Here is a 12855-nt window from a genome sequence, read left to right on the forward strand (position 1 = left end):
GGGATCGGGAACTCATTTCATCAGCGTTTTGCTGTTCAGTTTTCAAGGTTCATTAATTGTCGTTGTGTTTTTCAGCGACTGGTATTAATATAACATGCCGAACTGATTGCGTCAACAACTATTTCTCATCTTTCTGTTCGCCGCGTTACTTGGAAACGCAACGTTGATAACTATACACCGCTAATCTTAAACACGCAACCCCAATCCCCATAGTCAAAATACTTAATCACCTAAATCTCATCATATCGAAACAATGCATCTTCCACTTCCTATTTATACGGTTCTTATAGCAGACAGATATTCTATCCCGACATCAAAAAATCCGATGCATGCGGCACCGGATTGCTCTATTCTGTTTTTGTGAAGTTACACTACTCTGTTCTTCTATAGTGTCACCTTTAAACCTTCGGATCGTAATTACTTCGATTTTCGGCGACTCGAATCCCATCTATTCCTATACTAGTTCGATAACTACGGGTTCTCTCTAGCCTTTCTTTGAAATAAACATTTAAATCCGGATCTGTGCAATGAATAAAGCAGCCTCGCTGTCCTCGAGTCATTAATGTTCTATAAGTATTCCGGATAATCTCATCAGCCATTCTTTTCGCTTTCTCCGGTTCGAGCTTCATCATTTTTTTAATCCCACGAAGAGATTGGTCTGTTTTCGCACGCTTTGTAAAGTCGGTAACAACTTGACCATCCTTGTAAGTCAAATCGCCCCCAACAATTACACCGACATATTCAAATTCCAGCCCCTGGCAGGTATGGATACAACCAGCCTGATAAACGGATTGATCATCAATCGCCCAGGTTTCTGTGTTTCCCAAATTCCAGCTGATGCTGAAATCATATTCGGAAATAACAATATCTTTATGCTCCGGATCATTCTTATTTTCCCAATTCCAACAGTACCCTGATACGAGCCGAGATTTATTACTTCTATGATTCAAGCGGACAATCTCCTCGAAAAGAGTGTTCGGATCATCATAAACCTGAAAATCATAATCCAGACCATAGAAATCATAATTTGCTGTCTCTCTAATTTGAAGTACGTCATCTAACCAGGCCAGGTAGGCGTCTGAACCATCACACCGAAATTGTGATGTTAACTCCATCTGTGTAATTTCCGCCGCAAGGTCATCAGAAAAATATTTGATATGATCGATAGAACCAACGTCTTTTAATGTGACACGTTGCTTTTCATCAATAAAAAAGATCGAGAACTTAGTCGCATTGATAATCTCTTTGATCTGGTTCTCACCAAGATTCTGAAATAGGCCGGATTTTTCATTTAGCCGATGCGCTTCATCAATTATAAGTGCATCAATTTCATTCGGCTTTGATTGCGTGTAGCTACCTGACCCTTTAAAAAGATTATCAATCCTCGTTTTCCTGAAATCACCTTTCAATTTCGTTGCATAAACATGTCGAGGAGCGGAATTTTTTGTGACGTACTGGGCCACCAATCCTCTCCGCGTCAATTCCACCAGCATATTAATTGCTAGCACTGACTTCCCAGTCCCGGGTCCGCCGCTGACAACCAACACTTGCTTGCGTCCTGTTTCAAGAGCTTTGTTTGCAAGAGCAATCGCCTCTTCATAGACGACTTTCTGTTCATCGATCATAATGAACTCCCGATTTCCCTTCAACATTTGCACTAGAGAATCTTGCAACGACTTAGATGGCCGGATTCTACCGCTTTCAATGTTATATAGGAGCTCTTTGTCATCTCCAGTTTTGATATACCTCTTTATAAATTCTCGAAGTTTTGGTGCATCTCCCTTTGAGAATACAGGTGCTTTCTCAAGGTAGAATTTATAAATCGGGTCAGTTAACTGGTCACCTTTATCTTTTCGGATATAGTTATGAACATAAGCACAGGGCTTCAATTGTATGTTTTGATCTTGGACGTTCCGATTGTAATCTTCAATTAATGCGGCATAGGACCAAGCCTGATAAGAGGGGTGTGCAGTTTCCCGTAAACCCCGGTTAATTAATGTCTTAACGATTGCCTCTTTTCCTTCTACCTTCTGAACCTCTCCCCATTGCTTTAACTCGATAATTATTACTGAATCGTGAGAACCGGTCCTCCCGGATATTAGAAAGTCTACTCTTTTAGATGTATAAGGAATACGAAATTCAATCGCAACTCCTGAATTATCAGGTATAGAGTCATCGTGAAGAACCCGATACATATACTGCATTGAATTGTCCCAGGAGCGGATTTCCGCCTCATTTACTTTGCCAATTTTTTCATTGAATCTTGAACAAATGCTATTGACCAATTCATCAGTAAAGACGTCATGGAGGAACTCCTTTTTTGTAGCTTCGTAAACGATCAATTGTCTACACCCCGTATTATAAGACATTTCGACAACCTTAATAGTTACCTATATACTAACATGGAAAATATAGGACAGGCAGCTACAACTATTGATTAAAGTGCCCATATGGATTTTAGGAGGTTAATCCTGTAACTGCAAAGGCAGGAGCGATGTCATGAACCGTCGGTTAATTCATCTTTACAGATGGCTGTTAGGGGGCATCTTTCTTGGTGCGGGGATTAACGGGTATGTCGTCTTTTTTGGATATGACCCATTTATTGCGACCAGTCCGGAAGCCATGGCGCTGTTTATGTTTGATTATCTTCTATTTATCGAGAAAACTCTCGAAGTCGTCTGCGGAATCCTCTTGCTTGCCAATCAGTTCGTGCCTTTGTCAATCGCTATTCTAAGCCCAATAGTGGCGAATATCTTCCTGCTTCACTTGTTCGTGGATCCGACGTTGTTGGTAGCAGTAATGATTGTCCTTTTCCACGGAATACTTTTGTTTCACTATCGGCTCTGTCTCATGGGGTTGCTCGTTCGGAAACCGGCTGCTCCTGCCTCACTTGAAAAATGAGTGGACCGATCAAATGCTCGAAGTCGTTGTGAGGTCCATTTACAACAGGCAGGTCTCTCTCTGAATATAAAAAACACCCCACCGGGTGCCTTTCATTGCTGTGCAGAATCAGTTCCGAGATTCATCTTTTTGAAGAATTCCTTCCGGTAAGCCGGGTAGAACGATGTCCAGTAGACTTGGGCCAGCTTGAGCGTCAGCATACCGACAAACGGCAGCAACAGTAACAGGAAAAGATATGGGCTTTCCGTAGTTCCGAGGAAGATTCCCATCACTGTTCCCACAATGATAAACATTAGGGCCACGTACCAGCTCGCCAAAAACGCCAACAGGAAGACAGACGGGAAGTACACCATGGAGAACGCTTTGAACTTGTCCTTGCGTTCCTTTTGATTTATAAAGATGCCCCAGTTCCGTTTTGCTTCACAGGCGATTTCTTTGACGATCGTCCAGTTTTTCTTGAATAGGAAGTTCACTTCCGATGCCACCGCTTTCGTGTTGTACGGATTTACGGCTTTCAAAAATCCGTTGGTTACTTTACCAGTTCAAAATCCGCGTTCTCGAGTTCGACGACTTTGTTGTCCTCGGTGATGGACTGGAGCCGTTCAGCACCTTCAGGCGTGATGGGAACAGTGAACGGAATGGCATGTCCGGGCTGGATGGTTCCGGCAAACGGCTCCAGCAGCTCAACCCGCTCATTTTTCAGGGCATACTTGACCCCTTCGGCCGTATCCATGCCTAGGGAATAGTCGAATGTAATGTTTTTAATCGGTTGGTCAAGACGGTTGATACCGAGGAAGAACATCACCTGGCCGGCATCCGACTGGTTCGCCAAGGTCAGCGGGTGAACGCTAAAGTCATCTGCCACCCCGATGTTGGGATTGTCATTAAGGAAATCGTCAAGTTGCTGGTACATCTCATTTTCCAGTGTCACGCCGTTTTCTTCATCAGCCTTAAGAAGCTGCATCTCGACAGGCGTGGCTTTTTTCTGTTCAGTTGCTTCCTCGTGTACCTCCGCAGGTGTCTCGTTCTTGCCCGCTTGCTCACTGCATCCGGCCAGCAGGAATGCCAGTGTCAATAAAATTGCTGTTTTCTTCACGTTAAATCCACTCCCACGAGACCTACGATTAACTTATGTAAACAGCCCATCCTGATGCCGGTACCGGGCGGACTGTTCCGTGATCTTCAAATATGCCGGCAGAACACTAGTGCCCGGTCCTATTCCAATCGGTTACTATCGTACCATATCAACAGAAGAAGTTTTCATGTTGTGCAACTTCTTCTGTCTATAGTGTGTTGAGAGGGGTTTTTCAAGAATACTTCTTGAAAAAACGGATGATATGATCGATGATTTTCTGTTGGTCATTGTCCAATGTGGCCACATGGTAACTTTCTTCAAGTCGTACAGTTTCTTTTTCGGCAGATGAAATCTCTTTACTGATTATCTCGGAGTTGTCCGGAGGGACGACGTGGTCTTCTTCAGATACGAGGATGAGCGCCGGGCACTTGACATCACTCAGGCTTGTTCGCACTTCTTCCATTAAAGCGAGGATTTCTTTAACCGATTTGACCGGTGTCTTTTCATAAGCCAGTTCAGTGACGTCCGGCTTCTTGATATCCGATCCGATCGCGTCAAGGAAGCGGATCTCTTCAGGATCGCCGACTTCCTTGAGTGCCGGCATGTCGATGGCTGCGTTGATAAGCGCGATCGCCCGGATGTCGGGATGCCGCTCCGCCATATAAAGCGTCAGTGTTCCGCCCATCGACAGGCCCGCCATGTAAATGGTGTCGCAACGTTCCTTCAGCCAGCGGTAGCCTTCCTCGACCGAATCCACCCAGTCATGCCGGCTCGTGCGCTCCATGTCCTCGTAATGGGTGCCGTGCCCTTTCAGGCGCGGAAGGCAAACCGTATACCCCGCTTCCGACAACGCTTCGGCGAGCGGTCGCATGCTTTGTGTGGAGCCCGTGAATCCATGCGAGACCAGGATCCCTTTCTTTCCGCCTTCTGCATAATAAGGTTCGGCGCCTTTCAGCACCGGGTACTGTTCATCCATCTTAATCCCTCCCTGTATGGAATGCCGATCTGCTAATTTCCCAATTCGATAAGAGCACCTGGTATTCCTTCTTCGGCGCTTATTGTGTTTACATAATACTATTATCTTTCTTTAACAATGCGGTACCTAAAAAGACGGATAATACCGCCGTCCCGACAGTTCGCTGTCGTCAAGCCCCAAGATCTTCACGATCGCCGCACTTTCAAAGCTCCAATAGCCATAATAGATTTCGTCACTGTGAAGATGCAGATCATGCCACGCGGCCTCATCGTGTTCCTCATACCAGTATTTCTTTAAGTAAACCTTCAGTCCCCAAATACTCTGGTGCTTGTCTTCCGCAAACAGTACCCGTTCCAGATGCCGATAAGGTCGCTTAAAAAGGAAATCACGTCTTGCGGGCTTTTGGATGCCCCCACTCAACAGAAAGTCGATCAGCGCATCCTTCTCTTGATAAACAGAGGCAAATTGGCTGATCCGGCCAAACAGGTCTTCATCCACTTCCAGCAGGGTGGCTAAAGACAAAAAGAGGACGCAATCCCGGTAGTGGTCGTAGCCATAACGGCCATCGTCCATTTTCTCCATCCAGCCGACGACTTCCGGGAGAAACGCTTTGATCTCATCCAGTGGATATCCCGCTGAATAGAGGGCGAGCAGCTTAGTGCGGTAAAAAAGGGCGACCACACCATAGCCGTACTGCACACCTTCATCCTCCTCTCCCCGTTCCCTGATTACTTGCTTGATCAGACTTGTGAACTCCGAAATACGTTCCTCTTCATAGGCGATAAAGCGTTGATAATACGCTCTGTCTCTCAGGAAATCACGGACGATCCCGTCTTTCGAAAGGCTGGCGGCACCGCCCGCGAGAGCTTTCTCTTCCTTCAGCAGCTGTTCCTCAAAAAAATCCGCATAGGTTTCCCAGCTTTCCTCCACTTCGACGGGCTGCTGTTTCTTCAACTTCCGGATGTCGTCTTTTTCGATCCAAAAAACCGACGGAATGGTCTCTGTGCCCAGCAAAATCAGTCTGTCTCCATCTTCAGTAAGAACGATGAATTTATCAGGCAAAGAACGGTATTTCCTGAATCTGACCGTGTCATTTCCGATATCCGGTTTATCCATCACATCCATATCGAATCGGAAATGGTCAATGCCCCCGAGAAGTCCCCCTCCAAAGAATGATGCGATCTCCCGGAAGTCCTGCGGGAGACTGACTTCAAGGTGTTTTTCCGCTTTCCTGAGTTTTCGCTTGCTCGTTCCTTCATCCGGGTAAAGCCGTTCATATCGTTCTTTTAAAACTCTGATCCGATCCTCCATGACAATCCCCCTCAATCCCCACAGCTTTGGCGATGCTTTCCATCAGTTTACCATTCCCTCTGCTTTCAAGGTACGATGAAAAAAAGCCCCCGACGGGTTGTCGGGGGCCTCATCGTTATACTGGTGCAGTTTCTTTCTGGGTGTTTTTTAGGTCTTCGAACAGCTTTTCAATCGTCCCTGCCCCGACATTTTTGTACTTGGCGAGGATGACGAGTTCCTGCGGTAGCTGGCCGGCCTGCCGGATACCCGATTCTCTCAGCTGGCGGATAAACCCCGGCGTGAGCAAAGGGAAGTTCTCCTTGTTCAGCTCAGCTTGTGCGAGCGCCTCCGTTACAATGATCGCGTCGCCTTTATGGAAAAGGAACAGCTCTCCCGGCCGTTCGATGCGGATCCGGCGACGGGCTTTTTCCTCTTCGATGAATTCTGCCAGCTCCCCGAAAAACTGCTCATCATTTTTCTCTGTGTACCGGGTAACCGAAAGATGAAGGCCAGCAAGATCAGCCGGCAGCTCGCTCATGATCCGTGCTTCTTCGGCTCCGTGGAGTTTAACAAGAAAACGGACCGACTTTTCGAATCGCTGTGGCAGGAGGAAAGCATCGCGGAGAAAATATGGGACGTCTAGAGTTCTATCACCATAGTGGATCTGCCGGACAGTCGTGTAGCCGGGGGACTCATCAAATGGCTGCTCCTGGGAGATCATGGCTGCTGGTGCTTTCTCAGTTGCGTTTACTTTCACTTCACCGCTCAACGTCTCTTTCAGCAGTTCTTCCAAGCGGGCCAGGCGGGACTCCAGCTCCGGCAGTTCAAAAGCCCGTTCCTTTGGCGGTGAAGGGTCACGGTATTCCGGGAAAGTGAATGTCGGATTTCCGTAAACCTCTATGTACCATTTCATGACGATATACAGCTGTTCCCACGCCGCGAGCGATTCGGTCACCCGGAATGCCCTCGGCTGATGGGCAGCGCGGTTGCCCGCCATGCGGATGTCGTGAAGGGCATCCCTCACTTCGTCGGTCAGCAACCCCTGGCAGTCGATTTCGTCGAGACGTTCCTTCAGGGATTTGTGCTGTACGTCCGGAATCCCCTCCTCCTTCATGACCAGCTGCAGGACCGAATCGATCAGCACCCGTGCATGCGTCAGCATTGTCCTGGGACTTGTATAAACCGACTGTTCCAGCTCCCCCGCCACGAGTGCGAGATGCCGATGTTTCAGAAATGCATAAAAATGTTCATCGTTTTCGTTCACAGCGCCTGCTCCTTCTCTCTAACAATGAACTTAGTTTAACATTTACAAAACTAAGCCGACAAAATATGTCTGATTGTGTCATAATAAAACGAAACAAAAGTCGTTCAGGATGGTGGATGAAGTGGCAGAAAGAAAATTAAACCGGATTGACGAAATGGAGAAACGTCTTGCGGCAATCGCCGACCGGGAGCCGGCAGATGCTGTCCATGACATCGTGCAGGATTTGTTCGGGTTTGACTATGATCGTGTTCCCGTTCTCAGGGGCAAACGGAAAGGTCTCTCCAACCGGGAAATTCTTGCGGCAGAACTGAAAAAACTGCCCTCTCTCACTGCCGATCATCTTTGTCCGCTCCTTCTGCATCTGTTCGGCACCAACCTGAATGGGATTGTCTCCATTGAAGAAGCCCCCATTTCCATCCGCTCCAAGGAAAATTGGGTCAAACGCCATGACGGTGATCTCGTTATGATCACCGGCGGCTACGAGGATCTGGATGTTCTCGTAGCGCCAACCGAGGAATTCATGATGGTGAACGGCAATGAACATCTCCCGGATAAGCTTCTGGAGCGCCTGATCGGGATTGGTTATGTAGATCGCAACGGCCATGCTTTCTATGCAGACCCGGAAGGCAAGCCGGTGTCGGACGACTTTAAAACGCTGACCATCCGGACGATCACCGAATACTTTGAAGAGCATCCTTATGAATAATGACATGAGAAAGCCCGGATCCAAAAGCGGATCCGGGCTTTTTCGTTTTTCGGGTGTATGAAATACGGGTATGGCAACGTCTCAATGTAACCAAACGGAGCCGGCCGTCATTCCCGGCTCACTCCGCAAATCCGGCCAGGAATTTGACACGGTCGCCCATCGGCGGCGGGGTGTCGTCGATGAGGACAATTTCGAGGAGTGCCGGTCCGTCTTCATCCATCAGTTTCCCGATGGTTTCCGAGTTCAGATCGTCCATCGACTCCACACGGGCGGCCGGTATGCCAAGGCCTTCAGCCATTTTCGCGAAGTCCATCGGCTGGGTTGAGAAGGTTTCATGGACCCGCTTGAACTGCAGGCTGTGCCCGTGATAAACCAAACCCAGCCGGGAATTGTTCATGACAATGAACAGGACAGGCACGCCGTATTCCTTCGCAGTCAGGATCTCCAGCCCATGCATATGGAAGCAACCGTCGCCGGTGATGATCACCGTCGGGCGTTCCGGATCCGCCATTTTGGCGGCAATTCCGACGGACAGGCCGCTTCCCATTGCCCCGAAGTGGACGTTGATGTCGAAGGCATCCGGCGAAAGGACGTTCAGGTCATGGATGACATAAGCTTCGGTCTCGGTGATATCGACTGCGTACCTTGTCTGCTCGGGAAGCAGCTGCTGGAGTTTCAGAACGACGTTTTTCGTCGTGAATTCTTTCCCGGGTTTTAGCCGCTCCGGGTTGTAAGGCACCTTAACAGATTTCTCAGCGGTACCGAGGACGTTCAGCTCTGTCAGGATAGCCGGAAGCGTATCGGAGAGATTCCCCAGGACAGGCAGATCCACCGGGTACTTTCTGCCGAACACGGTTTCATCACGATCAAATTGGATGACAAAGCGGCCCTTGGCCAGACCAGCATTATAGTTGCTCGTAGCCGTCTCCCCGAGGCTTGACCCAAGAACCAGCAATGTGTCGAAGTCGCCTTCCTGGACAAGCTTGCCCGTTGTTTCGTGCCCAGCAAAACCGTACACGCCCGCGAAATTGGGGTGCGCATCCTTAAACAGCCCCTTTGCAACAGGTGTCGAGACGACCGGCCAGCCGAGCCGCTCCGAAAGCCGCATCACTTCCGGCACCATTCCCCTGACTCCCTGCCCGCAGAAAATCAGGCCTGAATCATTCGTTTTAATCTGCCGTGCAGCTTGCCCGGCCGCTGCGTAATCCGGTTTTATCTGAGCTGGCCGGATTGCATCCGGAATCGTGGCCGGATCGATTTCCGCCATCTGCACATCAAGCGGCATGGCGATATGTACGGGCCCCGGCACACCGCCCAAAGCAATTTCCAGTGCCTTTGCCACTTCACTCACCAAGTCTTCACCGCGCTCGACGAGTTTGGAGTACTTGGTGATCGGGGCGAAGACTGGAGCGGCATCAAGTTCTTGTGATGAGTTCATTCCGACTGTGCTGCTCGGCACTGCCCCTGTCAAAAACAGAACCGGAAGCTGTTCCCGCATGGCGTTTGCCGCAGGCGTGACCATGTTCATCGCCCCGGGTCCGCTGGAGCCGATGGCAACTGCGGGGCCTCCCGTATACTTTGCAAATCCCGCCGCCATATAACCTGCAGCGCCCTCATGTTTCGTGATGATCGGACGGATGTCGGCATAATCATTTATCCCGTCAAACAGCACGTTCACACTGCCTGCCGGTATGCCGAATATCCGGTCAATTCCAACGTTTTTCAGAAACTCAAGAACTGCAATGCCTGCCTTCATCGGACTTTCCCCCTTAATTGTTGGTCAAGAAGTCATTTTCAAGCTTTTTGGCTGGTATCGGCGGACTGAAATAGTACCCTTGCATGAGCGTACAGTCGCGGGAAGCGAGGTGGGCGGCCTGCTCAGCCGTCTCCACGCCTTCCGCAATCACCTCAAGGCCCATGTTTTTTGCCATTGTGATGATTGTATCTGTCAGCGAACGGTCGTCATCATCATGGAGAATATCACGTATGAATGTCCGGTCGATCTTGAGCGTGGATATCGGGAACCTTTGGAGATAACTGAGCGATGAGTATCCTGTTCCGAAATCATCAATATCCAATTGGACACCCAGTTCCTTCAGTTTGTTCATCGTGGAGATGGCCAGGTCCGTATTACGCATGATCTGGTTTTCCGTCAGTTCAAGATGAAGCTGATCGGGACGGATTCCCGTTTCCGCCAGCACCTGTTTGACGCTCCGGTTCAGATTGCCCTGCTCAAACTGGGCGGCCGATAAGTTTACGGCCATATTCAGGTCTGTGAATCCCAGGTCGTGCCATTTTTTAAGCTGGAAAACGGCCTCACGCAGTACCCATTCGCCAATCTGGACGATGAGTCCTGTCTGTTCGGCAAGCGGGATGAAGATGTCCGGCGGAACCAGACCTTCTTCCGGATGATTCCATCGGATCAGCGCCTCGACTCCGAACAGCCGGTTGTTGCAAAAATCAATCTGCGGCTGGTAATACAGCGTAAACTCATCCCGCTCCAGCGCGCGGTACAGCGCGTTTTCGTATTTGACGTTTTGTATCGTCCGCTTGCCGATTTTTTTATCATAGAAATGATAGCTACCGCCCGCCACTTCCTTGGAATGATACATCGCCGCGTCGGCATTTTTGATCAGCTGCTCGGCGGTATCGCCGTCTTCCGGAAACATGCTGATGCCGATTGAATTTTTGATGAACAGTTCATGGTCGTCGATCAGGATCGGTTTTGCAAAGGCCTTGTTGATTTTCCCGACGGCACGGATCACTTCATTTCTGTTTTTGACATCAAGAAGGATGATCATGAACTCATCGCCGCCCTGTCTCGAAACAATGCCGTTCACAGGGATTGCTTCACTCAGCCGATGCGCCACTTCTTTCAGAAGCAAATCGCCGAAACTGTGCCCGAGCGTGTCATTGACGAGTTTGAAACGGTCGAGATCAAGAAACAGAACGGCCACTTTCTCGTTGTCCTTTGAGGCATTCAGCAAGGCCTCATCCAGCCGTTCTTTCATCTGCAGCCGGTTCGGCAGATTGGTCAGGCTGTCATAATAAGCGTAGTACTTGATCTCTTCCTCCAGATAACGCCGTTCGGTAATATCCTTGAAGATGACCACTTGACCGAAAACCTGATCGTCTTCCTGGATAAACGAAATGTCATACTCGACCGGGAAGACGGAGCCGTCTTTTCTGTGGAAAACGCCGACTTCGTCATTATGGCGCGGAAGCTCCCTGCCGCTCCTGTCTTCTCCGTGAAAAATCTTATCAAATGGCTCGCCTTCCAGTTCTTCGGGGCGGGAGTAACCGAGCATTTTTAAAGCGGCCGGATTGCTGAACGTGATCATGCCGTCCAGGCCGATGCCGAATATCCCTTCACCTGCCGATTTAAGGATCAGCTCTTTTTCCCTTGATAGCGATTCCAATTCGGTGATAACACGCTGAAGTTCTTCATTCTTCACTGTAACTTCCCTTGTCCGCCGGTTGATGATCATCTCCTGCTTCTCGATATATAGAAGGTTCGACAAAGTGGAAGCCGTCATGTCAACCACCGACTGGGCAAGTTCAATGGTCGCTTCCGGATACTCGACGACCTTTCCGGAACGGTTCGGCACAGCGATGAATCCCAGAATCTCGTTCATTGCGATCATCGGGAAAATCACCATTCCGGTAATTCCGAAGGAACGGCATATTTCCTGGTTGGGCCGGCTGTCTTTGGTCACATCCGGGATATAAACCGGACTGCGCGTGCGGATCGCATCCTGATACATTTTATCTTCAAGGAGGTCATCCAGCTGTGCCTGGTGCATTTCAAGCCATTGTTCCTCATTCATATCGCTGTTCTTGGACAGCCTGGCCGGCTTGATCTTTTTCCCCGCGACCGGGTCCAGCAGATGCACAGCCGGGTCATCGTTATGGAGCAATTCGCCGACATACCGGAAACAAGTCTGGACTGCCTGGTCCATCGTTTCCGCCCGTGAAAGTTCGCTGTTCGCGTCGAGGAGCATCTGTTTGTCTCGGATCAGATTTTCTTTGCGGATCAGGTCGTTGGCGTTGCGGATGGCAACGGCCGCCATGTTGACGAACGCTTCGACGGTTTCCCGCTGCTCACAGGTAATATTCATCGGCTGCCCATAGTTAAACAGGAAGACGAGTCCGTACAGCTCGTCCCCATAAGAAATCGGCATTCCGAGAAGGGAACGGATGTGGAACGAGTCGACTGCCCATCCGCTCGGCCGCTCATCCGCCCGCGTATCAGGTATGTAGACGGCCCGATTGGTTTTCGTCACTTCCCGGACAAGCGCATCATCCTCCGGGCTGATCACATGCATATCAAGTGTCATGCCATTCAGGACATCCGGCTTTCCGGTGAATCCCCGGAAGGTTCCGTCATCCTGAGGCAGATAGATTCCGACAGAGTCACACTGGAAGACTTCATGGGAAATTGCATCCGTTACGGCGGACAGCATCTCTTTCAGGTTGAGTTTCGTATTAATCATTTTGGTCAAATTGGCTAATTGACGGTATCGGGATTGGTCGTTCACTGCCCCCCACCTCCTCATGGAAACTTGTTCCTCCCATTATACTACCCTATTCGTACCGGTGTCCCAACATCAGAAAGAAAGCGGCTTTCTCCTGCATCAGCGATA

At 49.4% G+C, this 12855-nt stretch carries 10 protein-coding genes; 2 read left to right on the forward strand and 8 right to left on the reverse strand.

Annotation, left to right across the window (positions count from 1 at the left end):
* Positions 1–398 precede the first annotated feature (398 nt).
* Positions 399–2342: a DUF2075 domain-containing protein gene (locus KHA84_RS14910; protein WP_213424309.1), complete on the reverse strand. Its 1944-nt coding sequence runs from the start codon at positions 2340–2342 to the stop codon at positions 399–401.
* A 157-nt stretch (positions 2343–2499) separates the two neighbouring features.
* Between KHA84_RS14910 and KHA84_RS14915 the strand changes: the two genes are divergently transcribed.
* On the forward strand, positions 2500–2901 hold the full coding sequence (locus tag KHA84_RS14915; protein WP_213424310.1) for a hypothetical protein: 402 nt from the start codon (positions 2500–2502) through the stop codon (positions 2899–2901).
* A 92-nt stretch (positions 2902–2993) separates the two neighbouring features.
* Here the strand turns inward: KHA84_RS14915 and KHA84_RS14920 are convergent, their stop codons facing one another.
* The 5 genes from KHA84_RS14920 to KHA84_RS14940 form a co-directional block, all read right to left on the reverse strand.
* Positions 2994–3374, reverse strand: a complete 381-nt coding sequence (locus KHA84_RS14920; protein ID WP_213424311.1) for a hypothetical protein — start codon at positions 3372–3374, stop codon at positions 2994–2996.
* 56 nt (positions 3375–3430) lie between these two features.
* Positions 3431–3997: a hypothetical protein gene (locus KHA84_RS14925; RefSeq protein ID WP_213424312.1), complete on the reverse strand. Its 567-nt coding sequence runs from the start codon at positions 3995–3997 to the stop codon at positions 3431–3433.
* Between the two features lie 211 nt (positions 3998–4208).
* Positions 4209–4952, reverse strand: a complete 744-nt coding sequence (locus KHA84_RS14930) for an alpha/beta hydrolase (protein ID WP_213424313.1) — start codon at positions 4950–4952, stop codon at positions 4209–4211.
* 126 nt (positions 4953–5078) lie between these two features.
* Positions 5079–6263 (reverse strand): PoNe immunity protein domain-containing protein, encoded by a 1185-nt coding sequence (locus KHA84_RS14935; RefSeq protein WP_213424314.1) that lies wholly within the window; start codon positions 6261–6263, stop codon positions 5079–5081.
* 115 nt (positions 6264–6378) lie between these two features.
* Positions 6379–7506 carry a DUF4145 domain-containing protein gene (locus KHA84_RS14940; RefSeq protein ID WP_213424315.1) on the reverse strand — a complete coding sequence of 376 codons (1128 nt, stop codon included), beginning with the start codon at positions 7504–7506 and terminating at the stop codon, positions 6379–6381.
* A gap of 121 nt (positions 7507–7627) precedes the next feature.
* Here KHA84_RS14940 and KHA84_RS14945 point away from each other — a divergent pair, with 121 nt between their 5' ends.
* Positions 7628–8212 carry a hypothetical protein gene (locus KHA84_RS14945; RefSeq protein WP_213424316.1) on the forward strand — a complete coding sequence of 195 codons (585 nt, stop codon included), beginning with the start codon at positions 7628–7630 and terminating at the stop codon, positions 8210–8212.
* Positions 8213–8330: 118 nt separating this feature from the next.
* Here KHA84_RS14945 and KHA84_RS14950 read toward each other — a convergent pair whose 3' ends face one another.
* Positions 8331–9968: a thiamine pyrophosphate-binding protein gene (locus KHA84_RS14950; RefSeq protein ID WP_213424317.1), complete on the reverse strand. Its 1638-nt coding sequence runs from the start codon at positions 9966–9968 to the stop codon at positions 8331–8333.
* 13 nt (positions 9969–9981) lie between these two features.
* Complete coding sequence (locus KHA84_RS14955; RefSeq protein ID WP_213424318.1) at positions 9982–12768, reverse strand: sensor domain-containing phosphodiesterase; 2787 nt, start codon at positions 12766–12768, stop codon at positions 9982–9984.
* Positions 12769–12855 lie beyond the last annotated feature (87 nt).

The sequence above is a fragment of the Bhargavaea massiliensis genome, from assembly GCF_018390575.1.
Taxonomy (GTDB): Bacteria; Bacillota; Bacilli; order Bacillales_A; family Planococcaceae; genus Bhargavaea; species Bhargavaea massiliensis.

Bases quoted from the DNA above. Each gene is read 5' to 3' on its own strand.
- KHA84_RS14935 (WP_213424314.1), bottom strand. From the start codon at position 6,263: ATGGAGGATCGGATCAGAGTTTTAAAAGAACGATATGAACGGCTTTAC.
- KHA84_RS14915 (WP_213424310.1), top strand. From the start codon at position 2,500: ATGAACCGTCGGTTAATTCATCTTTACAGATGGCTGTTAGGGGGCATC.
- KHA84_RS14950 (WP_213424317.1), bottom strand. From the start codon at position 9,968: ATGAAGGCAGGCATTGCAGTTCTTGAGTTTCTGAAAAACGTTGGAATT.
- KHA84_RS14930 (WP_213424313.1), bottom strand. From the start codon at position 4,952: ATGGATGAACAGTACCCGGTGCTGAAAGGCGCCGAACCTTATTATGCA.
- KHA84_RS14955 (WP_213424318.1), bottom strand. From the start codon at position 12,768: ATGAGGAGGTGGGGGGCAGTGAACGACCAATCCCGATACCGTCAATTA.